This is a genomic window from Glaciecola nitratireducens FR1064, from assembly GCF_000226565.1.
GTDB classification, from domain to species: Bacteria; Pseudomonadota; Gammaproteobacteria; order Enterobacterales; family Alteromonadaceae; genus Glaciecola; species Glaciecola nitratireducens.
In genome coordinates, this window is sequence record NC_016041.1 from 3,438,842 (window position 1) to 3,462,918 (window position 24,077).

General features: G+C 41.6%; 24 protein-coding genes. 8 read left to right on the plus strand and 16 right to left on the minus strand.

Annotated features, from left to right (window positions below; genetic code table 11):
* The first annotated feature begins 45 nt into the window (after positions 1–45).
* Complete coding sequence (locus GNIT_RS14650; RefSeq protein WP_014110054.1) at positions 46–1,539, plus strand: peptide MFS transporter; 1,494 nt, start codon at positions 46–48, stop codon at positions 1,537–1,539.
* A 111-nt stretch (positions 1,540–1,650) separates the two neighbouring features.
* Here GNIT_RS14650 and rfbB read toward each other — a convergent pair whose 3' ends face one another.
* From rfbB to rfbA, 4 genes are read right to left on the minus strand one after another with little or no spacing between them, the layout of a single operon-like run.
* Entirely contained in the window at positions 1,651–2,718 is a 1,068-nt protein-coding gene (gene rfbB / locus GNIT_RS14655) for a dTDP-glucose 4,6-dehydratase (RefSeq protein WP_014110056.1), read from the minus strand.
* A gap of 4 nt (positions 2,719–2,722) precedes the next feature.
* Positions 2,723–3,631, minus strand: coding sequence for a dTDP-4-dehydrorhamnose reductase (gene rfbD, locus GNIT_RS14660; protein WP_014110057.1), 909 nt, complete (start codon positions 3,629–3,631; stop codon positions 2,723–2,725).
* Between the two features lie 2 nt (positions 3,632–3,633).
* Positions 3,634–4,182 (minus strand): dTDP-4-dehydrorhamnose 3,5-epimerase, encoded by a 549-nt coding sequence (gene rfbC / locus GNIT_RS14665; RefSeq protein WP_014110058.1) that lies wholly within the window; start codon positions 4,180–4,182, stop codon positions 3,634–3,636.
* Positions 4,183–4,184: 2 nt separating this feature from the next.
* Complete coding sequence (rfbA, locus tag GNIT_RS14670) at positions 4,185–5,066, minus strand: glucose-1-phosphate thymidylyltransferase RfbA (protein WP_014110059.1); 882 nt, start codon at positions 5,064–5,066, stop codon at positions 4,185–4,187.
* Between the two features lie 94 nt (positions 5,067–5,160).
* Between rfbA and GNIT_RS14675 the strand changes: the two genes are divergently transcribed.
* Complete coding sequence (locus GNIT_RS14675; RefSeq protein WP_041246457.1) at positions 5,161–5,463, plus strand: DUF6170 family protein; 303 nt, start codon at positions 5,161–5,163, stop codon at positions 5,461–5,463.
* Positions 5,460–6,479 carry a UDP-glucose 4-epimerase GalE gene (gene galE, locus GNIT_RS14680; RefSeq protein ID WP_014110061.1) on the plus strand — a complete coding sequence of 340 codons (1,020 nt, stop codon included), beginning with the start codon at positions 5,460–5,462 and terminating at the stop codon, positions 6,477–6,479. Before GNIT_RS14675 ends, galE begins: the two co-directional genes overlap by 4 nt.
* 3 nt (positions 6,480–6,482) lie before the next feature.
* Here the strand turns inward: galE and GNIT_RS14685 are convergent, their stop codons facing one another.
* From GNIT_RS14685 to GNIT_RS14695, 3 genes are all read right to left on the minus strand, one after another.
* On the minus strand, positions 6,483–7,694 hold the full coding sequence (locus GNIT_RS14685) for a glycosyltransferase family 4 protein (RefSeq protein WP_014110062.1): 1,212 nt from the start codon (positions 7,692–7,694) through the stop codon (positions 6,483–6,485).
* Entirely contained in the window at positions 7,687–9,402 is a 1,716-nt protein-coding gene (locus tag GNIT_RS17760) for a glycosyltransferase family 2 protein (protein ID WP_014110063.1), read from the minus strand. The genes GNIT_RS14685 and GNIT_RS17760 overlap by 8 nt, the downstream gene beginning before the upstream one ends.
* Positions 9,403–9,516: 114 nt before the next feature.
* Entirely contained in the window at positions 9,517–10,260 is a 744-nt protein-coding gene (locus tag GNIT_RS14695; protein WP_014110064.1) for a sulfotransferase family protein, read from the minus strand.
* Between the two features lie 55 nt (positions 10,261–10,315).
* Here GNIT_RS14695 and GNIT_RS14700 point away from each other — a divergent pair, with 55 nt between their 5' ends.
* Entirely contained in the window at positions 10,316–11,242 is a 927-nt protein-coding gene (locus GNIT_RS14700) for a glycosyltransferase (RefSeq protein ID WP_014110065.1), read from the plus strand.
* Positions 11,243–11,258: 16 nt separating this feature from the next.
* Here GNIT_RS14700 and GNIT_RS14705 read toward each other — a convergent pair whose 3' ends face one another.
* The 9 genes from GNIT_RS14705 to GNIT_RS14745 form a co-directional block, all read right to left on the minus strand.
* A complete protein-coding gene (locus GNIT_RS14705; protein ID WP_014110066.1) occupies positions 11,259–12,077 on the minus strand; it encodes a sulfotransferase domain-containing protein in 819 nt (272 codons plus the stop codon).
* A gap of 74 nt (positions 12,078–12,151) precedes the next feature.
* On the minus strand, positions 12,152–13,531 hold the full coding sequence (locus GNIT_RS14710; protein ID WP_014110067.1) for a hypothetical protein: 1,380 nt from the start codon (positions 13,529–13,531) through the stop codon (positions 12,152–12,154).
* Positions 13,532–13,856: 325 nt separating this feature from the next.
* Entirely contained in the window at positions 13,857–14,876 is a 1,020-nt protein-coding gene (locus tag GNIT_RS14715; protein ID WP_041246458.1) for a hypothetical protein, read from the minus strand.
* Positions 14,866–15,528 (minus strand): PulJ/GspJ family protein, encoded by a 663-nt coding sequence (locus GNIT_RS14720; protein WP_014110069.1) that lies wholly within the window; start codon positions 15,526–15,528, stop codon positions 14,866–14,868. The genes GNIT_RS14715 and GNIT_RS14720 overlap by 11 nt, the downstream gene beginning before the upstream one ends.
* A gap of 8 nt (positions 15,529–15,536) precedes the next feature.
* On the minus strand, positions 15,537–15,965 hold the full coding sequence (locus GNIT_RS14725) for a type II secretion system protein (RefSeq protein ID WP_014110070.1): 429 nt from the start codon (positions 15,963–15,965) through the stop codon (positions 15,537–15,539).
* On the minus strand, positions 15,955–16,332 hold the full coding sequence (locus GNIT_RS14730) for a type II secretion system protein (protein WP_202945465.1): 378 nt from the start codon (positions 16,330–16,332) through the stop codon (positions 15,955–15,957). Before GNIT_RS14730 ends, GNIT_RS14725 begins: the two co-directional genes overlap by 11 nt.
* A gap of 34 nt (positions 16,333–16,366) precedes the next feature.
* A complete protein-coding gene (gene gspG, locus GNIT_RS14735; protein WP_014110072.1) occupies positions 16,367–16,825 on the minus strand; it encodes a type II secretion system major pseudopilin GspG in 459 nt (152 codons plus the stop codon).
* 64 nt (positions 16,826–16,889) lie between these two features.
* Complete coding sequence (locus tag GNIT_RS14740; RefSeq protein WP_014110073.1) at positions 16,890–18,080, minus strand: type II secretion system F family protein; 1,191 nt, start codon at positions 18,078–18,080, stop codon at positions 16,890–16,892.
* Positions 18,077–19,762, minus strand: coding sequence for a GspE/PulE family protein (locus GNIT_RS14745; protein ID WP_014110074.1), 1,686 nt, complete (start codon positions 19,760–19,762; stop codon positions 18,077–18,079). Before GNIT_RS14745 ends, GNIT_RS14740 begins: the two co-directional genes overlap by 4 nt.
* Before the next feature lie 112 nt (positions 19,763–19,874).
* Between GNIT_RS14745 and GNIT_RS14750 the strand changes: the two genes are divergently transcribed.
* The 4 genes from GNIT_RS14750 to GNIT_RS14765 are packed head-to-tail and all read left to right on the plus strand — an operon-like array spanning position 19,875 to position 24,065.
* On the plus strand, positions 19,875–20,810 hold the full coding sequence (locus tag GNIT_RS14750) for a hypothetical protein (RefSeq protein ID WP_014110075.1): 936 nt from the start codon (positions 19,875–19,877) through the stop codon (positions 20,808–20,810).
* Between the two features lie 2 nt (positions 20,811–20,812).
* On the plus strand, positions 20,813–21,385 hold the full coding sequence (locus GNIT_RS14755; RefSeq protein WP_014110076.1) for a hypothetical protein: 573 nt from the start codon (positions 20,813–20,815) through the stop codon (positions 21,383–21,385).
* On the plus strand, positions 21,385–21,900 hold the full coding sequence (locus tag GNIT_RS14760) for a hypothetical protein (protein ID WP_014110077.1): 516 nt from the start codon (positions 21,385–21,387) through the stop codon (positions 21,898–21,900). Before GNIT_RS14755 ends, GNIT_RS14760 begins: the two co-directional genes overlap by 1 nt.
* Positions 21,897–24,065 (plus strand): type II secretion system protein D, encoded by a 2,169-nt coding sequence (locus GNIT_RS14765; RefSeq protein ID WP_049786943.1) that lies wholly within the window; start codon positions 21,897–21,899, stop codon positions 24,063–24,065. Before GNIT_RS14760 ends, GNIT_RS14765 begins: the two co-directional genes overlap by 4 nt.
* The last annotated feature ends 12 nt before the right edge of the window (positions 24,066–24,077 follow it).

The window sequence follows — 24,077 nt, forward strand, 5'->3', positions numbered from 1 at the left end:
ATAATCAAACCAGAAAACCACAATAAAAATAAGAAAAGGATTCACATGCAAACAAAAATATCCGAAGACACTCGTTTCTTCGGGCACCCGATGGGACTAATGACACTAGCTGGCACAGAAATGTGGGAGCGAATGAGTTATTACGGCATGCGCGCTCTATTAGTGCTATTCATGATCCTCGCCCTAGAAGAAGGCGGTTTAGGAATGACTATGGCCGTGGCCTCAGCTATATATGGTTTATATACCGGCAGTGTCTATTTCTTTGGTTTACCCGGAGGATGGATTGCGGATCGCTTAATCGGTGGTCAAAAGGCTGTATTTTACGGCGGCTTTATCATCATGATAGGGCATATCATTCTGGCTATTCCTTCCGAGTCTTCTTTCTTTATTGGCTTAATTTTTGTCGTCCTTGGTACTGGATTACTTAAACCTAATATTGGCGCTATGGTAGGACAACTTTATTCTTCTACCGATGTACGCCGCGACAGTGCATATACGATATACTACATGGGCATCAATATTGGTTCGCTTATTGGATATGGCGTTTGCGGTTGGTTACAGGTTAACATGGGTTATCACTGGGCCTTTGGTGCGGCGGCCGTCGGTATGGGTGTTGGCTTAATACAATACAAACTCACAGCGAAAAATATTGAAGGTATATCAGACAAGCCAGTGGTCGCTCTTAGCGAACAAGCCACCAAAATTGCCTATTCGGTGATTGTTGCCTTTTTGGTCGGTGTAGCTGCTATCACTTTCATGATTTTTACTGGTGTTATTGAGTTTAACCCAGTTATCGTTGCACAGTATGTTGCCATTGCCATTACGGTAATTTTTCTAATCTATTTTGGTTACATCTTTTTCAGGGGCAAATTAGACTCTGACGAAAAAAGAAGAATGGGCGCTTTGTTTCTAATTTGCTTAGCCTCAACATGTTTTTGGGCAGGTTTTGAACAAGCAGGGTCATCATTAAATGTATTTGGCCTTGAATACACTCAGCGTATGGTTGGCACCTTTGAAATTCCACCAGCATGGTTCCAATCTGCTAATTCTATTTTTATTATTATCTTATCTCCATTTTTTGCTTACATGTGGATGGCGCTAGGTAAGCGCATGATCGAACCGAGCTATAGCGTAAAATGTGCGGTAGGTTTGATCATTATGGCGACGGGTTTTATCGTTATGTTCTTTGCAGCACAACTGGCCGCCAGCGGTTTGAAAGTGGCACCCTATTGGTTAGTAGCCACTTACTTCTTACATACAGTCGGTGAACTTTGGCTAAGCCCGGTTGCGTTGAGTGCAGTAAGTAAGCTATCGCCTAAGCGTTTTGCAGGTCAAATGATGGGTGTATTTGTACTCACCTATTCAATGGGCAGCATCATTGCGGGTATTTTTGCTGGCAAATTTGATCCTGAGAAAGTTGATCAAATGCCTGGATTGTATTTACAAATAACCTACTTCAGTGTGGCAATTGGTATTGTGCTGCTGCTCATTTCGATGAAAACAGGTAAGTGGGAAAAGCTAGCTGAAAAAGAAGCATAGCAAGTTACGGTAAAGTAACAACGTAAAAAGGCGCGAATTAATATTCGCGCCTTTTTTGTTTTATTACCCTTAATTTCTGAATACGTTTGTTCTTAGCAATTTATTTAAGTACTAGCTTTTTAACAATGGTGACCACCACTGCTGATTATTTAAGTACCAATCGAGTGTTCTTTTAATACCAGATTCAAAGGTTTCTTTTGGCTTATAACCTAACTCAACTTCACTTTTCGTAGGATCGATAGCGTAACGTCTATCATGGCCAGCACGATCCGTTACGTAGGTAATTAACGACTCAGATCGATTCTCTTTAGCCAAGGTAGCAAGCGGGAATTTTGAAGATAGAGTGGCGTCTTGTTGAAACGCCATGTTCACCATGTTGCAGAGTAAGGTTACGATATCGATATTGGTCCATTCATTAATACCACCAATATTGTAACACTCACCTAAGCGGCCTTCTTTAAGCACTAATTCAATGCCTCTGGCATGATCCTCAACATATAACCAATCGCGTATTTGCTTACCGTCGCCATATACTGGAAGCGGCTTGTCCTGCAAAATATTCGTTAAAATCAGGGGGATCAATTTCTCAGGAAAGTGATACGGACCGTAGTTGTTTGAACAATTACTAGTTGTCACATTTAAACCGTAAGTATGATAATACGAACGCACCAAATGGTCGCTCGCAGCTTTACTCGCTGAATAAGGAGAATTAGGCGCGTACGCTGTGGTTTCTGAAAACGGCGGCTCAGTGGGAGACAAGGTACCGTAAACTTCATCCGTACTCACATGATGGAATCGATGCTCAGCAAGTTTGTTAGTTTGCAACCATACTTTACGGCAAGCTTCGAGCAAGCTAAAGGTTCCCATCACATTGGTTTGCACAAATGCAGCCGGACCCGATATTGAACGATCAACATGAGACTCAGCAGCAAAGTGAACAATAGTATCGATATTGCGCGCTGTGAGGATACTTTCTACTAAGGCTTGATCGCAAATATCGCCTTTGATAAAGCTAAATAATGGATTACTTTCAAGCGGCTTCAGGCTTTCGTAGTTACCCGCATATGTGAGTAAATCTAAAACAACGATGTTATTATTAGGGTTATTTGCTAACCAATAGTAAACAAAGTTAGCACCTATGAACCCTGCTCCGCCTGTCACTAGTATGTTTTTTGCCATGAATTTAACTGTCCTGTTTTAATAGAGAGAGCGTTTTATAAAGGGAGTCCTGCCAATACGGTAACTCAAAATTGCTCAATGATTGTTGCGTGCTGGTGGTGTCGAGAACGCTATAATGAGGACGCTTTGCCGGGGTTGGATAGGCGCTGGACAGAATAGGCATAATACGCACATCTTTTGATAGTAAGCCTAGCTCCTTGCCAAATTGATAAATCGCTTTAGCAAAGTCGAACCATGATGTTACGCCCAAATCACATACATGGTGTATGCCCGTTACCTTGTTACCGACAAAATCTAAACTCACGCTAGCGAGTGTGTCGGCATTCGTTGGCGATCCTATTTGGTCATAAACAATATTTAAAGCATCACGCTCGTTCATTAGCCGAAGCATTGATTTCACAAAGTTAGTGCCAAATTCTGAATACACCCAACTGGTTCTCAATATAGCGCTGTTCTCTGCATAGCTTTCGCTTATCGCAAGTTCACCCGCCATTTTACTCTTGCCATACTGATTAATAGGCGCGTATTCGCTTGCTGGAAGATAGGGGGTGTTTTGTTTGCCTGAAAAAACGTAGTCCGTTGAAATATGTAAAAAATACGCATTCATTTCTTTTGCGACTAAGGCTAAATTTTTCACGGCGGTAGCGTTAATTAAGGTAGATTGCGTAATTTCCTCTTCGGCTTTATCAACGGCTGTGTATGCAGATGCATTAATAATGACGTTTACTTCGCATTTATTGACAGTATCAGCACCGTTAGCCAAATAGCTACTCAGTTTTTCTGACAAGGCGTCGAACGAGGTAATATCAATATCATCGCGGCCTAAACAAACAAAATTTTCGTTGCCGGCAGCCTGTAATTGTTTTGCTAAGGCCTGTGCCAGTTGACCTGATTTCCCAATAATAACAATCATCGTTAAGCAAACTTGGGGGCGGTGTTAAAATCCACGCCGTTAAGATCTTTATTACTTAACGAAGGCGCCGTTTTATTTAGCAAAGGCCACGGAATATTCAATGTGCGATCATCATACTTGATGGATACTTCCGACTCTGGGTGATAATAGTCCGTGCATTTGTAAACAAATTCGGCAGTATCGCTAATAACGTAAAAACCGTGCGCAAAACCAGCAGGAACCCAAAGCTGCTTGCCGTTATCAGCCGAAAGCTCTAAGCCAAACCACTGGCCGAAAGTGCTTGAGGAAGCCCGCATATCTATTGCAACATCAAACACGGTGCCCGATGTTACTCGCACTAATTTGCCTTGGGTATGCTCCAGTTGATAGTGCAAACCTCTTAAGATACCTTGCTGCGATTTACTGTGGTTATCTTGAACGAAGGTGACATTGGCGCAGTTTTGTTTGAACCAGTCATCGCGAAACGTTTCCATGAAAAATCCACGTTCATCACCAAATTTTTTCGGTTCAATAATTTTAACGTCATTAAGGGGCGTATCAACTACCTTCATACTTACAAACTCCGTTCTTTTAACATTTTCATCAGATAATCACCGTACCCGCTTTTTATTAGTGGTCGCGCTAAGGTCTCTAATTCACCGGCAGTGATAAAGCCTTTTCTAAACGCAATTTCTTCGGGACAACATATTTTCAGCCCTTGGCGTTTTTCAATGGCAGCAATGTAGTTAGATGCATCTAATAAACTATCAATGGTTCCGGTATCTAACCATGCGCTTCCACGCCCCATTACCTGCACATTTAATTGTTGTTTTTGAAGATATACGTTGTTCACATCGGTTATTTCAAGCTCGCCGCGGTGCGACGGTCGAATATTTTTAGCAATGTCGACCACTTGATTATCGTAATAATAAAGCCCTGTAACAGCGTAATTGGATTTTGGTTCAAGCGGTTTTTCTTCGATACTTTTTGCCATCCAGTTATCATCAAAATCAACCACACCATAACGTTCTGGATCAGTCACGTGATAACCAAATACCGTTGCGCCCAAATCTTGGTCATTCAGTGCCACTAAGGATTTTTGCAAATCATGACCATAGAAAATGTTGTCGCCTAAAATCAGGGTAACCGCATCATTGCCAATAAACTGTTCACCAATGATAAAAGCCTGTGCTAAACCATCAGGCGAGGGCTGCTCGGCATAGCTCAAAGTGATGCCAAATTGACTTCCATCACCCAGCAAACTTTCAAACTTGGGCAATTCGTCGGGGGTAGAAATAATCAAAATATCTTTTATATTTCCCAGCATTAAGGTCGACAGCGGATAATAAATCATGGGCTTGTCGTATATGGGCATTAACTGCTTACTCACTACTCGGGTAAGCGGGTGCAGCCTAGTGCCAGAACCGCCTGCTAATATAATTCCCTTTCTTGCCATCTTCCATTTCCTAAGCTTTGTATATATATGCGCGGTAGTATAAACTTTAATAACGCGTGGTTCATCCCCTTTACACTAAACATAAGGTTTCAAATTGAAAGTCTACACCTCCACGAAAAAAATACCCGGGCTTGCTGATCTCTCACTCCCAGAGCGTATGGCGTTGCTTGAACAAGCGTCACGCAAAATGTCGGTTCCCGAAAAAACCTTTCTTAACGTGATTAAGCTGTTTGTTATTGTTCCGGTATTTTTTATGCTGTTAAGAATGGTAGATAATTGGTGGTCATTAGCTTGGGCTGCACTCATCCTGTTGCTCTATCCGCTGTTTGTAAAACCCTTACAGTATTCTATCAGCGCTAAGTATTTACCGAAAAACATGAATAAGGACGATACATGAAAACAATTTTAGTAACGGGTGGCAGTGGCTACATTGGTAGTCATACAGTACTGCAACTGTTGGAGTCGGGATACAAGGTTGTTGTACTCGACAATTTTTCAAACTCATCGGCAGAGAGTTTGAAGCGTGTTACCGAATTAACGGGTAAAAACGTTACCTTAGTTGAGGGCGATATCAGAGACGCCGACTGTTTAAATGCACTGTTTACTCAACATAAAATTGATTCAGTTATTCATTTTGCGGGCCTAAAAGCAGTGGGTGAGTCGGTTGCAAAACCAGCGCTGTATTACGAAAATAATGTGTATGGCACATTACATTTGTGCAAGATTATGGAACAGCACAACGTTAAAAACATTGTGTTTAGTTCATCGGCCACTGTGTATGGCGATCCTGTTGAATTGCCCTTACATGAAGCGCTACCCACCGGAACGCCGACTAATCCCTATGGTATGTCGAAACTCATGGTTGAGCTTATTCTGAGTGATTTTTATAAAGCCGATCCGAGCTGGAACATTGTGTTGTTGCGCTACTTTAATCCGGCGGGCGCGCATCCATCGGGGCGTATAGGCGAGGATCCAAACGGCATTCCCAATAATTTAATGCCCTTTATCACTCAGGTGGCCACTGGCAAGCGCGAGTATTTAAGTATATTCGGTGATGACTACGATACTGTTGACGGTACCGGCGTACGAGACTACATTCACGTAGAGGATTTAGCCGACGGGCATTTAAAAGCTCTAACAAAAATTGAAGATAACGCTGGCTTGTTTATTTGCAACTTAGGCACTGGCAAAGGTTATAGCGTACTAGAAATGGTGCACGCCTTTGAAGCCGCTAGCGGTAAAAAAATTAACTATAAAATGGTTCCCCGCCGCGAGGGAGATGTTGCTTCTTGCTATGCAAACCCTGCCCTAGCTGAACACGAACTGGGTTGGACCGCTCAACGAGACTTGCAGCAAATGTGCGAAGACTCGTGGCGCTGGCAAAGTCAAAACCCAGACGGCTATGCTAAATAGCCCTTACAAACTGTTTAAAAATTCAAGGTGTTGAGATTTAGCGCAATCATATTCACCTAAACGTGCATGCCATTTATCGAACACAGCAGGTTCCATGGCATTCATCATGGTGTCGGCCAAAGAAGCGGCGTTGCGCGCCTCAAAAGTTAAACCAGCAATGTTTTCAATTTTTTCTTTCATACCGCCAATATTGGCCCCAATAAGCGGCCTACCGAAGCGAATGGCTTCTTGAATAACTACCGGTGAGTTTTCCCACCAAATTGAAGGAATAACCACCCAGTCGCACTCAGCCATGCGGCTGGCTAACTGCTCAGACTCATACGGGCCGCAAAGCTGAACCACATCAGATAAATCGCTCAGTAAACCTAAGACCTTGTCTTTAAAACTGCTTTCTTGCACATCTAAATTAGCGCCGTGAATATCAACACGCACTAACCTGCGTACATTTTCTGGCAGCATTGCGATAGCTTGTAAAAATAAATCAATTCCCTTATATGGGTTTACCTGACCAAAGAAGGCAAACTTATAGCGCTTTTCACCTTCTTTCAATTGGCGCGCAGGAATAGCCTGTATGTTGGGCAATACATTCTCAATAACCTGCATTTTGTGTTCTGGAATACCCCATTTAACGTATCGGTTCGCTAAAAATTGACTAGGCGACACAAACTTATCAACCAGCGCAAATTGATCCAGAATATAGCTTTTACGCAGCAAGAAATCGCCTGGAGAGTGCTGAGGGAAACAACTATGGCAGTCGGCATGAAGCGCTTTGTTACATAACTTCAATGAGCCTTTTTTAACCATCTGCCCGTTGTGCATACAAATTGCCATAAACTCGTGCAGCGTAAATACCAACTTGGCATTCGGCACAGCTTGTTTGATAGCGGCCAGTAATTCAATGCCAATATGAGCGTAGTGATGAACATGCACAATATCGGGATTGAACTGCTTTAGTAATTTACCTAAGTCGTCAAATATCTGTTTAAAATTATTAGTGCTTAAATTAAACCAATCATGCATACCCGTGTGCAGTAATACTTCATCGCCACGCTGGGAGAAGCTTGAACCACCATGACTTCTCTCGTCAGCACGTGCTATGTATAAGCAATCGACATTTTCAGCTTTAAGTAACTGATATAAATTCCAAGAAGCAACTTCGGCACCACCTTTACTTAGATCAGGGTGTCCGTGAGATATAAACGCAACTCTATCCATTAGCGTGCAACTCCTTATCTAGCGCCTGCAGTTCATTGTTCCAGCGCTGATTAAATGTCACCGCGTTTAATATGGTTAAATTGTGCTTCCAGCCACCAGCAGACACTAAGTTTTGTGACTGACGTTCAAGATGATAAAACTCAACATCTCGGCGGATATAGTTTGTTTTGCCAAAGGCTAACAATTTGAAACACAGGTCGGAGTCTTCAAAATCCCCCAGTACGTAGGCAGGGTCAAAGCCCTCGGCTTGTTCAAATAATGACTTTTTCATCACCCAACAAGCCGCGGTTAATAAGTCACAAGGTGCCACCGGATTAGTCACTTTTACTAAGCCTTTTGGCCAGCCTTTTCGAGGGTGATCGTTGAAGAACAAGCCCGGATACTCAGCTAAGGTCATCGGTGCCATACCGTCGTGCTGTATGGTGTGGTCTTCAAACAACAAACGAGCGCCCACAATACCGGCATCGTCACTTGATGCTATGGCAAGCATTTTGTCGAGCCATTCACCATTTTGGGGTAATACGTCGGAATTCATCAGTACAAGATAATCGGACTTCGCGTATGTCACCCCAATATTGTTTGCTTTGCCAAAACCCATGTTGTCAGACAACAACAGCAGGCTAAATGGCTGCTGTGTCATTTGCGCCATACGCTTCGCTAAGGCTTGTGTTGCTGTTGCTATATTGGGATCGTCAACAACATAAATAATTTCAACGTTTTGGTAAGCGTCGTAACGATTGAAGTGCGACATTTGGTAGCGCAAAAAGTCAAAACGGCCGTAGAGTGGAATGATGATGCTGGCTTTGGGTAAGTTAACGGCATTACCAAAATCAATGCGTCTTACGCTTGTGGCTCTATCAGCTGGGTATAAGCCGCTGATGATAGGTAAAAACATAGGTGCCTTTGCCAACTGTGCAGGCGTGTGCGGCTTCCAAACGTTTAACAAACGCTTCAGGCACATCATGCCATCATCATCAGCCGAGAATACTTCAGCGATGGGTAACGGTACCTCGTTACCATCAATATTTATGTGAAAATTAAGATCGCCATCTTTGTAATTCTTATTATCACTGCGCTTTAGTAACACAATAAAGCCTGACGTAAGCTTTACGTTTTTACCTAGGGCTTCTCTTACGTCGGTTCTGGCAAAGCGCGTTTGCTCTTCTATTTCGCCCACCACGTTTTTACGTCTATCGAAAAGCTTCCCTTCAATAAGCGCGGTGTCATCTACTAACCATCCATAAATAATAATGTGCGACTCGACCGCAATGGCATATTCACATGCTGCTTGTAATTTGCTGGAACTAGACACTATTGGATAAGCACTGTCGTAGCCAGAGGGATTGCCGACAACGGAAATACCGCTATTTGTGAGCGTCAGCGCAAGCAAGTTTTCGGAGCCCGTTCTCAAACCTACAGCTAAGCGTAATTCTTCAATTGACAAGGTTGTTGTGCATAACAATTGAAAACCTAGCGCCGGTTTTTTTATTTGTGCAACAACATCAGCGCGTTCAATATCGGTGTGAATGGTGTCGAGTGTCACCATGTTATTATCTTTTAAGCTAATTGATGCAACCGCGTCGGTTAAATACCAACCAATAATGCAATAGCCATTGGGTGTTTTGGTGCAGATATCGACAGTAATGGGCGAGCTTCCGCCATTTGGTCTGCCAATAAGCCGTTTAATGAGTGATTTAACTTTTTTCACGGGCTAGTGTTCCAATTAAGGTAGCAAATAAATGCTTTAATTTTTATTCTTATATTTGGATTGTAAAATAGCATAGCAAGGCACTGTTGGCAACGAGCGTAGCGGTTGCTCGTATTATGAAAATAGCCAAAAATACAACTTTGCTAATAGAGTTGCAGCTATATTTTGGCTTGTTTTTTGTTGCCCTGTAAACACGTCTTCCTTCGGGATATTTTTTGGTTCTAGGGAAAGAAACTGAAATACACGTTCAAGCGTTTTTGAATGTTCACTTGCTAATACTGACTGCTCAACTACGAGCACTTGGTTTGCGTCCACCAGCTGATACAATAAATCAAACTGACTTTTGTAACGACCACGAGTTAAATAAGAATGGTCTCGATAGGCATGCGCAAAAGGACACAATGGTAAGGCCTTACGCCAACCTTTCATGCGCCAAGGTTCAATTAAGAACGCAATAAATGGAGAGTAAGACTCTAATCCTTTATCTTTTGTCATGTTGTAGTGAGAAAAAGCTCGTTTTACGGGGTCGCGTATCATCACAATAAATTTAGCATGCGGATTGAACACAACACACGCTTTCAGGAATGCAGGGTGGAATAAAGTAATGGGCGTACTATCTAAAATATACCCTTCACCTGCGTAGTGTGATAATTTTTTAGCATACTTTTGCCTAGCAAAGTCCGTTTTATCGCTAGCAGCAGCATATTCAGGATCATCAAATACGTGCGCCTCTTTGCCCTCAACCATACAAATATCGGGGTGCTGACTTAAAAAATGTGCCATGGCGGTCGTGCCGCATTTTTGAAAGCCAATAATATGGACATTTGGCACGGGAAACGTTGCTATTTTTTTTTGCATTGATTAGTTTGTTGCTGTATTGATAAGCTTCCATTTGAGACAAGGATACACCGTAATGCTGGGGCACGACAATAAACATCATAAAAGTGTGTCCTTTATCAGGCACTATCACGGGTACACTGGCGGTCATCAAAAAGTACGTGATTACATTCAGCACTTTTTAGACCTTAACTGGCAAACTAATCTATTTGTGGACGGTCAGTCTGCAACTATGTCCAACCTCTTTGAAAATATTTCTGGAGTTAATTACCAGAAAGTTTACGAACCTAGCAATTCCGACCTTGTGTTTTTAGCGGGCATGGATTGGCAAGACTTCCTTGCACTTGGCCTTAGCAATAAACCTGTTATTAACTTAATACAGCATGTTCGCCACGCCGACCCAGAAAATCCGTTATTTCAGTTTTTGTCACAACCAGCAGTGCGTATATGCGTATCAAAAAGTGTTAAGCAAGCGATACTGCCCCACGCTAATGGCCCAGTGCATTTTATTCCTATGGGACACAAAATAGCTGCTAAGCCACTTCACAAGTCAAACGACTTATATATATTAGCGAATAAACAGCCAGAATTAGGGAGGCGTTTGGCGAGCTATTTTTCAGAGCAAAATGTGACAGTGATATGTCATGACCATTATGTTGAAAAACAAGCGGTATTGAGCGCTATGGCATCAAGTAGAGTGAGTTTAACCCTACCCCACCATACTGAAGGTTTTTACTTGCCGGGGATTGAAGCCATGGCACTGAGTGATATTGCAATTGTACCGGATTGCGTGGCAAGTATTGAATACAGTAAACACTACAGTAATGCTCTTCGCTGCGCCTTGGAGTTTGAGAGTATTATTAGCACCACCAAAAAAGCGCTTCAATTAGCCCACTCAGCCGCCCAATTATGGCTTCGTAAGCAAAGAGGTAAAGCATTGCTTGCTAAGTATTCGTTACTAACAGAAAGACAAAATCTGCAAAAAATCATTAGTGCTGAGTAAGTTAGTTATTTGCCGTTTAGGCCAATATAGCTTCAATACTTTGTACAATTTCATCTTGGCTGTATAAGCCGAAACAGTCCATTTGCATAATAGCGTTTTGCTGGTGTTTGAGCTTTAGAATTATATCATCTGAATAGACGCGCGTTTTTGCTTCAAGAGACAGTGGCTTTGTTTGCACCACGTTGGCCGCGTTAAATAACGCTTGCCCGTTTGTTTTTATAATATCCTCATAACGAATAATTGTTGAATTTGCCGCGACAAATTGGCGTGCAAACCACTGATAAATTATTAATTGCCGTTGCAATTCGTCTTTTTGTGATGACAGCACTTGCTTCAAAGAAGCATCATTATTCTCACCCGCAGGTAGGCTTCCTTTTGATACGGGAAGATTAACGGTCCACCAAGACAGCAGTACATCTACTGGATTTCGCACAATACAAGTCACGTTAAAGTGTTCGGATAGTTCTGATAGAAAAGCTGTAAAAAGAGCATTTTGCTTTATAAATAATTGTATATCTTTACCAATATATTTAGGGACTTTAATTTTACCGCGTTTAGCAATGACTTCTCGTTTGCCCTTAACCACAGATAAGCCAACTGGATTATCGATTTCTAAACCGGCATTGTCACCATGCTCAAATTCGGTGCCTTGGTATAAGGCTTGTTGAAAATCGTTATACTTTTGAGAAACGACTTTCACTACATTGCTGCTATTTAAATTTAATTGACTTGGATTTATAGGCTCATGTAAGGCAACGATGTTATTTTGTTGATTAAGTATATGACAACATAATGTTGTGCCAGAGCGAGGAATGCCAGTGATGAGATATTTCATTGATTAAACAAATACGATTACTATAGATATAAAAAAGGCCAGCATAGCTGGCCTTTATCATTATTTTTCAGATATTACTGACTAACGACTAGGGCTACAGTATCTGTAGACTCGTCAGACAAGTTAACAGTCTGAGTCGTTGCTGTAATGTTACCAGAAGTTGCTTCAATTTCGATCGTAGCAGAAGTTCTAGTTTTACCTGTTAATGTAACTAAATCAGTTGCTTTGATTGAAAGTACTGAGTTACCGGGAACAGTACCCGTTGCAGCAGTACCGGCTACAGCAGTAGTGCCATCTTCAGAACGGAACGAAGTTGTGTAAGCAGCTGGGTTAACACCTTTGTTTATGATGTAAACACGCTGGTTATACGAATCGAAAGTCGTTAAGTAAGGAATGGCAATTGAAGTTGTATCATAAACGATAGAACCTAAGTCATTCGTAATAGCATCATCAACTAAAGTAACAGAATAAGAACCGCGATTGATTACTTCTTTAGTTACAGCATTATTTACACAAAGATGCACTTGGTCAGTAGTCACGTCAACAGTGCCTGCAGTAGTTGCAGTAGATTCTGTAGCATTCAACGTTAGCGCTTCCGATACCGCACCACATGTTGCTGCAGCAGCACCAAACCACGTACCGAATGTAAAGTCACCAGTAAAGCGAACTGCTTGCGATGCATCTAACACGTCTGCTAATGCAGTAGGTGCAGAAGCTGGAGTCAATGTTCCGGTTGATAAATATGTTGTACCCACTGAAGCAGCAACTCCACCAACAGTCGCCAAAGTAGCACTGATGCCTGGGTTTGTGCCAGATGTAGTAAATTCTTTAAAGTCTTTAGCTACGCTTGCAGTAGAAGTAGTTGCAGCCGCTACCACACCAGTAGTCGTAGCTTTCACAGTTGCAATTGCACCAGATTTAGTGTAGAGCGCACCAGTACCGCCAACAGCAGTAGTTAGTGTTTCATGCATTGTGTAAGTCAACGTTGCTGGAGCTGTTTGTGAAATTTCTAAGCCGGCAATCGCTAGCGTAAAATCATTGGCAATAGCAATTGCATCCGCAAGGTTAGCATCAGTTGTGACTTGAAAAACAGCCGATGTACCTTTGTCAGCGCCACCAGATAGCAAAGTAATACTTGGAGCTTGAGTAGGACCCGCAACGGACAGCGAAGCTGACGCGATACCAGACAGAGTTGTAAATCTTGCATTCGCTAGCTGGATTCGAACGTAACGAGTCGTCGCTTGCGGCACTGCAAAACCTGCATTAAAAACTGTGTTAAGCTGGTTTCCGGCAGCAGCAACAGTCAAGAAACCATCGCGCAGGTTAGCTGCTGCGATTGCTTCTTGGGCATAGTTAACTGTTGGTACTGTCGTTAGATCGATATCAACTGCCGCGTTCGCAGATGCTGTGAATAAAGCTGCAATTGATACAGCTAGTAATTTTTTGTTTAGCATTTAAAACCCCTAAGAGTGTAGTTAAGTATTCGTTTGTCGTGGCGCACTGCCAACATAATATTCTGGAGGACGTTGCACCAGACATCCCTTTTAGAGTACAACACTGAATTCCAGCGTTCAACTTTTTTTATCAATTAACCTGTTGCTCAATTTAACAACATTGCAGGTCAAGGGTCATACTCTGTCTGTAACAAAACCTTTGGTGTCAACCAGAATGCTAATTTATAACATGCTGCTGATTTTTATCAAGTATTATTTTTTAGGCTTAGGTATTAAAACAGGCTCTTTAATCATGTAGCTTTAGTTCTCATTTTCATCAAGTTAGTTAAGGCTTGATGACCATGGGTGGGTTATTGCCGCTGCCAACGTGAATAAGGCAAACAATTTGATTCTTTAATTTGCTTTCTTTCGCCTGACCTAAATCAATTTCATTTTGTAATTTGCTGTTTGTTATGGGATAAGATACCATCACGCTAAATTGTTGGCCGCCCAGTGTTGAAAGATGTTGTTCAGATAAGCCCGCAATGCTCGGTTCAACTAAATAAGCATCAGATAGCGTGGAGAACCAAAGGCCACTGTCTCTCATTTCTATCAGCCTATCGATAGAAGTTGGCCAAAAAATTCGCCAAAGAGATATTGGTACTTGATTAAGATTGAGTACCGAGGAACGTTGCAGCGAACAATGTGACAAGAAGTCAGGGTGCAATGTAAGAAATGCTTGCCAATGTTGTACTAAGAATAATTCACTGCAACTTTGTAATAAATAATTGCGAATATTTTGATAATTTTTGCCATCTTTCCCAGCGGGTTTTTGTGTGTAGTCCCCATCAGCATAATCAAACAGACTATCTAGCATTCTATTAGTCTGCAAAGCATCTTGATTTTGGCTTTGTATCCATTTTTTTAACCAGCGCTGGCCGCTTGTATTAACCGATAACAAACCTCGTTGACTTTGAATGCTATAGCTAAATTGCTTTTGCTCAAATTCATATACGTGGCCATCCACACGAATTTCATCACCCACAATAAGATTGATAAATTGGTCATCTTCATTTCGAGCAAAGCCTTCGGGATTAATGCCTTGACTGATACCCGCAATGGTTAAGCGCTGTGTAGCTAGCAAGTATGTTAATTGATTGGCTTTAGAAATTGCTGCGGCCTTGTTACGTAAGTTTTCCTTGGCGCTAACCGCTAAGTTTAGTCGCGACTCCAGCAAAACATTCGCACCTGTAATCACAAGACTAATGATCAGCAGCAGTACCAGTACAGCAAGCAACACAATACCTTGCTGCTTTGCATGCGTCTTGCTGAAACTTTTTCGCGTGTACCTTATATTAAAACTCATATTGACCAAACAAAATCATTTCTGGCGGTATTTCAACATTCACAGGATTAATTGGTGTAGCTAACAACCAGATTGTCGAACTGCCATCAGTAGGATTAGATTGTTCGACCATAATTGAAACAGCTTCGGGTAACATGGCCTTTTTGGGTGTAAATGTTGATTGCCACTCATTATCAACTATGTAGTTAAAATACGCGGGGGCGTTAAATGTGTGTACTTTAATCACGGTTTGCGTGTGCTGATTGCGATACCACAGGTCATAGATAACCTTAGATTGCTGGATTCCAGACCGAGCAAAAGATTGCGATTTTATCTCCCATGTAATGTAGCTAGGAATGTTAGTCGAGTCGTCAAGTGGCGCGTTAGTGATCATACTAAGTTTGCTGGCAGTGCCGTTGAAAACCGCATTATCGGGGTGATATAACAATGCGCCTTGAATACTCCGGCGAAACCATTTGGCGGCCAAATTGACGGATTGATTTAGTTGCTTTTGTTCTAGTTTTGCAAAGCTTTGCCATACGATGGGCAAAGCGGAAGCTAGTAATCCCGTGGTCATTGCCAATATCACTAACACCACTAGCATTTCAACTAAGGTGAATCCCACATTAAATGAGCTATTTTTAGAAGAGTGTGAACGCCGATATTTTACCATATTGATGACTAGCGCTCTTCATCAGGAAAGTTTACTTGCCACTGTTTTACTTGTTCTGTATTTATTCGTGTAATGAGGCTACTACCTTGATAAATATCAAGGCTGACATTAAACAATGCCACGTTCCAATTTGGCTGTCTTTTAAATACCTGATCTTGGCTTTGCTTAATTAGCTCTGCGCGCCATTCAACCCGGTGCTGATTAATGTTCAATTCACCCTGCCTGGTTTGCTCAAACGTTTGTAGCGATAATATGTCCAAGCTCTGCTCAAAAATCTCATCAGCCGCAAGATGTTGACCGATTTTGTCCACTGTTCGCTGAGCAGTGCCTATCCATTCGCTCACTAAGGCAATCGCAAAGGATAAAATAACCAAAGCAACTAGCGATTCAAGCAAGGTAAAGCCTGATTGTCGGTAAGCACCTTCGCTAGCTTTCATCATTTTGCCTTAACTCGGTTAATTCACAGTAAGGCGAGGTAACGTTGAAATACATAGTCTCATCAGATTCATTTATGATAGATACTCTGCTGGTGTGACAATAACCATTGTTTTGTATTAATAACGCTGGCTCAAACAGCATTTTAAAGTCTAAGGGCTCTGCCAAAAACGTATTAATTTGCGCTTCTGAATCGATTATTATTTGCTGCTGCAATAAACTGGCATTTAGGGCTATGCTGGGCAAAACACCGCGCACTTTACTAATATCGTCAGCTCGCTGGCTAGCATTAAGGGTCGCAAACAAATTGGGGCCGGCAACTGCCGCTATCAAACCGGTTATGACTAATACAACTAAAAGCTCAATCATAGAAAAACCAAGCTGCCTGCCCATTAATGTTATATTAGCTTTGGGGTACATAACCCACATCGGCATTTAAGCCCTCACCACCCGCTTTATTATCTGCGCCGTAACTATAAAGGTAAAAACCTTGTGGTGCATTGGCGTCTGTTTGATAAACGTAATCAACACCCCAAGGATCAAGCGGTAAGGTCTCACTTAAGTAAGGTCCGCTCCAATACTGCGCATTTTCTGATGGTGCTACATTTAAAAACTTTAAGTCTGTTGGATAACGACTATTATCAAGCCGATAAGTTTGCAATGCCATTTTAAGCATTTTTACTTGTGTTTCTGCTGTTCTGACTTTTGAAGTATCAACTTTGCCTAAAAACTGTTGCCCTACTAGTCCGGCTAGCAGACCTAATATTACCAATACAACAAGAAGTTCTATCATGCTGAAACCACTTTGCTTATTCAAATGCTGAACCTTTTTTCTATTTTCAATTTGATATGCTTGATGCATATGTGCGTGTTCCTTAATTAATTACTTAAAAACTACTGAGCGTAGCCTCGCTTCTAGCTTGGTTCTAAATATCAATGTTAGTTGTAGCTGTTATTGCTAATATTATACCAATTATCATCGTCCCGATAAATATACCGACTACTAGTATGGCAATAGGTTCCATTAGCGTAATGACCTTTTTCATCCTGCGTTTACACGATTCATCGTGCAATTTAGCCACCGCTTTTAACATGTTGCCGAGTTGTCCGGTTTTATCGCCAACAGCAATCAGGTTCATTGATGTTGCCGGAATTAATCTCGCTTTTTTTAATGCTTCACTAAATGCCATACCGGATTCAATATCATTTACCATGTTAAGCGCGCGTTGCTTGCGTAACTTATAATCAGATGCATGTGCCGCTAAGGTCAAAGCTTCAATTAAACTGACTTTAGCTTGCAGCATTGCAGAGGAGAGCGCAGCCCACCTTGCAGTATCTTGCTCACTTAACCATTCACCAATAACGGGCAAGCGTAATGAAGCATTAGCAACTGCACTGCGCACCTCTGGATGACGCAGGATTAATCCTACGGTAATTATCAGCAAAGCAATAACGGTGGCGATAATAAAAGGCGACTGATTCACTGCTCTACCCGCAGATAATACCCAATATGCGAGCAATGGAAGTTCTTTGTCACCATCAAGCATATGACTAAATTTGGGTACCACCGCAAAAAATATTATTAACATTGCTGTGATACCAGAACCAATGAGCACTAGAGGATAAGTTATCGCGCTTTTAATGTCTGCTCTAATCGACTCTTCATACTCCATTTGCTGCGATGCATTGTTGAGTGCGAGTGTTAATTGTCCGCTCAACTCACCGGCTTTGACCAAAGGCGATACAAAACTAGGAAAAGGTAGCAAAGATGAGTCAATCGCCTCTGAGAATTTCTCTCCCGCTTCAACCTTCGCCGCAATTTCTTTAAAGCCCTGCGATATGCGCATGTTTTGATCACTTTCAGCAAGTGAATAAATGGCGTCGATTAATGAAACACCAGCTTCTGTTAAGGTGGCTAATTCTTGAATAGGTAAAACTAAATCACTTATTTTAACTTTTTTCCCTGTGATTTTTTTTTCAGGGTTAATGCTTAAGGTTACTGCCTGTATTTCTTGCTCACGCAACTGTGCGTGAGCGTGTTGCAATGTACTGGCATCAATAACGCCATGCACACGCTGTTTCGTTTTGGTCTCTATGCCTTGGTATAGAAACTTCATATTACCTCATCTTCGGTGGCACATACCCTAAGTACTTCTTCGACACTTGTAATGCCCTGTGCCGCTTTTAATAAGCCATCATTGAATAAGTTGCGTGCGCCATCTTGTTTAGCTTGAAGACGTAATTTAGCAACGCCCGCTCCCGCGCTTATTAACTCCCTTAATGCGGGGGTTACTTCAACTAATTCATAAATACCTATACGACCTTTATACCCTTTGCCATGACATTTTGGGCAACCAACAGCCTTGCGCCATGTGCCTTCTTTACTTGCTTCAGGCATAAAACTGGGGGCGTCAGTAGATTCAGCGCAATGTTCACAGAGTTTTTTGACCAAACGCTGTGCTTGAACTCCCTGAATAGTCGCGGCAATCAAGAAAGGCTCGACACCCATATCGGTTAATCGCGGAAAAACGGAACAGGCATCGTTGGTATGCAAAGTAGATAACACTAAATGACCTGTTAGTGATGACTGGACGGCTATATCTGCCGTTTCCTTATCTCGAATTTCGCCCACCATAATAACGTCAGGATCTTGTCGTAAAAAAGTACGTAGAGCTTTGGCAAAGGTATAACCAATATCTGCACGCGCCTGAACTTGCGTAACCCCTTCTAACTGATATTCCACAGGGTCTTCCACCGTCACGATTTTTTCTTTGCCGGTGCGTAAGTCTGATAATAATCCATACAAAGTGGTTGACTTACCGGAGCCCGTTGGTCCTGTTACTAGGACGATGCCGTTAGACAGTTTTCCCCAACGTTGTATTGTACTCAAATGGTCTGGCGCAAAACCCAAGTTAGCTAACGATAATTGCTCTCTTTTTTTAGGCAACAATCGCATTACAATTGACTCGCCATACACATCTGGTGCAGTAGACACACGGATGTCAAAGTCTTGCCCCGCATTTCGGGTGCTAAATCTGCCATCCTGTGGCAATCTGCGTTCGGCAATATCGAGTTCGGCAAGTAATTTAATTCTAGAGGAAATAGCGGCAAAGCGAGAAATAGGCTGGCGCATGTGTTCCATTAACGTTCCGTCGATACGAAACCTAACACGCATATTCGTATCACCAGCTTCAATATGAATATCTGACGCTTCCAGTTGAATAGCCTTTTCCAAAAAGCTGTTAACCAGATTAATGACCGGTGCCTCTTCCGCTAGAGTCGATAAATTAATGCCCTTTTGTCCAAATAAATCAGACACTTCGCGCTCGCGTGTTAACTCATCCACAATATTCGCCATCATTGCGGAGGTTAAGAGTATGTAGTTCACATTAGCTTGTGTAATATTCGAAATGATTACCGATATTGCAAACTGATTGAATGGGTCTACAACATAAATATTACAGCTTTGCTCATTGGCGGTTGCAAAAACACCCTGTTCAATACACCAATCAATAGAAAGGCTTTGCTGCGTAGCTAAACTCAAAACATCTGCCACTAAGGGGCAATCTTGCGTGTTTTGAGCTAACGACCAATCTAACTCTATGGCTAGGTTCTCTAATAGAAAATCTTCGCTGACAAAACCAAAGCGCTTCAGCGCCTGAATATGTGTTGTTTTTTTGTCAGTCACCGACTGCTCAATCAATGCTTGTTGCTTCGAGGTGATAGCATTGGATACGACCAAGTTATTGATCAAACTTGCTTGTATTATGTTTGCATCTAATCCTAGTGGTTCTATCACCTAAAAATACCCTTAAAACAATATTTGTATCAGCTATTTAGTGTTATCAAAACGCCGTAATTAGTGTATATTACATCACATTGATAACAGATGTGAAAAGGTTTATTCGTTAGTGAGCGTTATCGCAAAAGTGCAGTCTGCCAGAAATACATTATTAGATAAACTTGAGGGTTTGATTGATTCATCGCCGCGCTCGGTCGATACAAACACTCAATTTTTTTATGTATATAAGGCTTTTCCCGAAGGGCTGTCAGCTGCAGAACTTAAGCAATGGTGTGCTTTACAAGAAGACCTTTTATCTCCCTTTGCTGTAAAACATTTATATAAATACAGAAGTCATTTAGGTATTCATCTTTGGTATGCTAAACATGAAATACACGGCATACCAGAAACAGCCCTGCAAGCCCCTCCTAAAGATGGTTTCGCCACGGTTAGTGGCGAGCATTTTGATTACCAACAAACATGGACTCAAGGGGTATTAGTTGCAAACTTAGCAATCAAGCCTACAGAACAAAATCGGGTAAAATATCCGACTTTACAAACACAAAACATTTCCAAAGCCTGGGGCATAGAGAGAGAAATAGATCGTTTGATGGCAAAACCGGCGAACTGGCTAACTTTCTCGTTTGCTATATTTGGCTTGTGTTTGCTTTGGTTAGTCATCGCCTATTCAACAATAAGCATTCAAAAACATTGGATTACAAAACAAAACCAAGAACTAACGGAAGCGATAGGACCCCAGTTGACCGATCGCCAGTTATTGGACGATGCGCAAAACGCGGTTAAAGGATTAGACGCTTGGCGATCTGAGTATGCGAACTTTCCAAATACAATTAGCGCTAGCTTAGCTGAACTATCTGCATTAGCAGAGGTCCGTATTAACCAATGGCAATGGCAGAACAATACCTTAGTGCTAGAGTTCGTTTCAACACAAATTAATATTACTGAGTTAGTAGAAAATACGCAGCAACTTGAACGCGTAAAATCAGCTAATATACGCCCGCACAACGATTCAAATACGTGGGTGTTAGAGTTAGAATGGAACTAAAAATGTTTGATAATCTAAAAGCAACCGCGGCATACGCTGAGCTGTCGTCAAACAAGAGATTGCAATGGCTTCTGCTATTGGTATTAGCTTTGCTTCTGTTATATGTACTAAACGCCGTCAGCACGCTAATTGAAGATGAGAAAACGTTGTTAACAAGCCAAATCGGACTGCATCAACGTTTAGTTGCAGCGAAAAACACACCATTCGATCAGGATAAATTTGTACAGCAAAAGAATATCGCGCAGCAATACTTAAATGAATTGCCTACCGCAAGTTCTCAAAGCGCTGCGGAAGCGAGTGCATTAGCTGCTCTCGAAGCAGCATTAGGTAAAAAAGTTGAACGAAATCGTTTTAATTTATTGGGTTCAGATTTAGTACGCTTAGGAAATACTAAGTTATGGTCGGTCAGAATCGAAATAAATGGACGACTCGACGAGTCTGGTGTTGTCAATTTTTTAGATGAATTTACTACCGAAAAACCGTATCGAAGGATTGCATCGATGCAATATGCTCCTAAATCAAACAACATGTTAGTGATTGTGATTGACTATTTATACAAAGAAGAGAGCTTATAGTGACGAAGTTGGTAAGGCTTTATATTGCAATCGCACTATTAGTAATATTGGGCTCGATCTATTTTTCTTATCAAACCATTTATATTGACTCCGAACGCGTCATTACCTCAGAGCTGCAGGTTATAAATGTCGATAAAACTAATTGGTCTGATACTTTTGCTAGCTTAAGCCAATTTAACAAAAATAGGGCACTTGGCGAAACAGAAGATAAGAATAAAGCGTTGGATAGTGCTGAACAAAATGAGTTTGATCCAAATGATATATCCAAAGCAAAATTAATTGGTATACTTTTAGAAAAGCCAGCGGCAGTGATTGTACAACTGCCAAAGCAACCCAGCATTACTGACAATATTGGTAAAACGATAAAAGTAAAACAGGGCGAGCAAATTTTAGACGGTTGGCAATTGAACGTCATAGACCAAACAACAATTGAGTGGCGACACGTTAAAGCAAACACTTTGGTGCAACAGCGTCTTTTTGAGAATACAGACAATAAAATTAGCGAATCACAATGAGATCCAATTACAAAATTATCGGTAAACACACCCGCAAACTCATTCAACCTTTAACAATCCTATTTGTTATTTTGATTATGAGTGGTTGCGCTACGCTAGGGGGCCCTGCTGCTAAATTAGCCAAACAAGACGATGAAACATTTTCCAAGCCAATGCGTCCTGCCAAAATAATTGAAGTGGATGAACTCGTTGATGATTCTGATTTATTAGCAGTTACCAATCAAAATAATGATAATGCAGGCACTATAAAAAGTCGGTCTACACCAACTTTAAGCATTGAACAAAAAGCAAATATTGCAAACGACGTCGTTATTCCAAAACTTGACAGCGCTAAAATGATCAGCCGATTGAGTTTTAACAATATGTCGGTTAGTGCGTTTATTAACGAAATTTTTGGTAACCAGTTAGGGCTAAGTTTTGTTATTGAACCAAAAGTAGCAAATGCGTCTGACTTAGTGACCATGCGCTTAGCATCCGAAGTAAACCAACAAGCACTTTACAAGATTGCAACCCAGACTCTAGCACCTTATGGTGTAACAACATCATTAAATGAAAACATTATCGTGTTTGCTTTTTCAGAAAACGCGAGTGCTCAAGACACCCCCTTGTTGGTTAGCGGCCGCGCTTTGCCTGAGGTACCATTTACTAATCGCCCATTATTTTACGCTTACCCAGTCAAGTCTGTGAATGCGCGGAATATACTTGGTTATATTAATCAATTGTTCAACAGTAATGAACTGACAACGCAACATGATGTTTTTAGTAATTCCTTAATTTTTCAAGGACAAAAAGCAAAAATAGAGCAGGCTGTTGCAGCTGCGAAATTATTTGATAGACCAGAAATGAGCGGTATGTATAGCGTGATTTTGGAACCTCAAATAAGTGATGTAAAAACCTTGTCGAGTAATCTCGAAAAAGTCCTCAAAACCGAAGGTTTTAATGTTGGGATTGCTGATCAACCTGGCGTCGCCATTCGCTTACTGCCCTTAGAAAGTGTGAACCAACTTATCGTATTTGCAAAATCTCGTGAAGTATTGACGCACATAGAAAACTGGGCTGATAAAATTGAAGTTGAAAAGCAAAGTGAAATAGAAGACGGCTTGTTTTTCTACCCCGTACAACGAACCCTCGCAAGTCATATTGTTGGCGTTCTTGGTCAACTTGGTGTGGCAAATTACAGTGCACCTAGCGGCGAATCAGATTCACAAGATGGCGCAAATAGAAGTCTGTCACGACCAATTAATAATCCTCAACGCAATAACGTTGGACAGTCAAATAGCGGGCAAAACGCCGGACAAAACGGGAATTATACGGTCGACGAACAACTCAACACCATCTTATTTAGTGGTAGCGGAAAACAGTGGCAAAAAGCGCTTCCTATTATTAAAAAGCTCGACAAACCTGCTCCCTCAGTGATGGTAGAAGTAATTTTAGTTGAGGTGCAACTCAATGATTCTGAAGAAACGGGCGTGGAATGGTTAGCCAATTCTTCTTTGGGTGATTTTGATTTAAGCTTTGGTACGCTAGGAAGTTTAGGTTTGAAAGGCTCCGGTCTTAATCTTTTTGGATTAGATAATGCAGGCAACACTCGCGCGGCAATTAATGCATTTTATAAAAATGACCGAGCAAATATTAGGTCGCGCCCCAGAATTATGGTCAAAAGCGGTGGTGAAGCATCTATCGATGTTGGTAATGAGATACCCGTTGTAACCTCAACAAGCCAAAGTACCACTGACAGCAATGCGCCTAATATTCAGAATGTGCAATACCGAAAAACCGGGGTAATTTTAGATATCAAACCCACAGTGCATGCTTCAGGTTTTGTTGATATTGAAATTAATCAAGAGTTAAGCGAGGCGACTGAATCGACGTCTGCAGGTAATCCGGTTATTTTAAACCGAAGTATCAGCACAACAGTCACACTCAGAGACGGTGGCTCAGTGTTAATTGGTGGCTTAATTTCTTCTACTTCTAGTGAAGGTTCACAAGGCGTTCCAATCTTGGGGCGCTTGCCGTTAATTGGCAAACTATTTCGCAGTGATAACAATGCTCAAGACAGAACCGAATTAATGATTATGATCATACCGTACATTTTAGATACACCGGGAGAAGCAGAAGCTTTGACCGATGAATTACAAATGCAACGCATTCAATCGTTCAATTAACCAGGAGCATTA

Coding starts and splice junctions, on each gene's coding strand:
- GNIT_RS14650 (WP_014110054.1), top strand. CDS start 46: ATGCAAACAAAAATATCCGAAGACACTCGTTTCTTCGGGCACCCGATG.
- rfbB (WP_014110056.1), bottom strand. CDS start 2,718: ATGGCAAAAAACATACTAGTGACAGGCGGAGCAGGGTTCATAGGTGCT.
- rfbD (WP_014110057.1), bottom strand. CDS start 3,631: ATGATTGTTATTATTGGGAAATCAGGTCAACTGGCACAGGCCTTAGCA.
- rfbC (WP_014110058.1), bottom strand. CDS start 4,182: ATGAAGGTAGTTGATACGCCCCTTAATGACGTTAAAATTATTGAACCG.
- rfbA (WP_014110059.1), bottom strand. CDS start 5,066: ATGGCAAGAAAGGGAATTATATTAGCAGGCGGTTCTGGCACTAGGCTG.
- galE (WP_014110061.1), top strand. CDS start 5,460: ATGAAAACAATTTTAGTAACGGGTGGCAGTGGCTACATTGGTAGTCAT.
- GNIT_RS14685 (WP_014110062.1), bottom strand. CDS start 7,694: ATGGATAGAGTTGCGTTTATATCTCACGGACACCCTGATCTAAGTAAA.
- GNIT_RS14695 (WP_014110064.1), bottom strand. CDS start 10,260: ATGCAAAAAAAAATAGCAACGTTTCCCGTGCCAAATGTCCATATTATT.
- GNIT_RS14700 (WP_014110065.1), top strand. CDS start 10,316: ATGCTGGGGCACGACAATAAACATCATAAAAGTGTGTCCTTTATCAGG.
- GNIT_RS14705 (WP_014110066.1), bottom strand. CDS start 12,077: ATGAAATATCTCATCACTGGCATTCCTCGCTCTGGCACAACATTATGT.
- GNIT_RS14710 (WP_014110067.1), bottom strand. CDS start 13,531: ATGCTAAACAAAAAATTACTAGCTGTATCAATTGCAGCTTTATTCACA.
- GNIT_RS14715 (WP_041246458.1), bottom strand. CDS start 14,876: ATGAGTTTTAATATAAGGTACACGCGAAAAAGTTTCAGCAAGACGCAT.
- GNIT_RS14720 (WP_014110069.1), bottom strand. CDS start 15,528: ATGGTAAAATATCGGCGTTCACACTCTTCTAAAAATAGCTCATTTAAT.
- GNIT_RS14725 (WP_014110070.1), bottom strand. CDS start 15,965: ATGAAAGCTAGCGAAGGTGCTTACCGACAATCAGGCTTTACCTTGCTT.
- GNIT_RS14730 (WP_202945465.1), bottom strand. CDS start 16,332: ATGATTGAGCTTTTAGTTGTATTAGTCATAACCGGTTTGATAGCGGCA.
- gspG (WP_014110072.1), bottom strand. CDS start 16,825: ATGCATCAAGCATATCAAATTGAAAATAGAAAAAAGGTTCAGCATTTG.
- GNIT_RS14740 (WP_014110073.1), bottom strand. CDS start 18,080: ATGAAGTTTCTATACCAAGGCATAGAGACCAAAACGAAACAGCGTGTG.
- GNIT_RS14755 (WP_014110076.1), top strand. CDS start 20,813: ATGTTTGATAATCTAAAAGCAACCGCGGCATACGCTGAGCTGTCGTCA.
- GNIT_RS14765 (WP_049786943.1), top strand. CDS start 21,897: ATGAGATCCAATTACAAAATTATCGGTAAACACACCCGCAAACTCATT.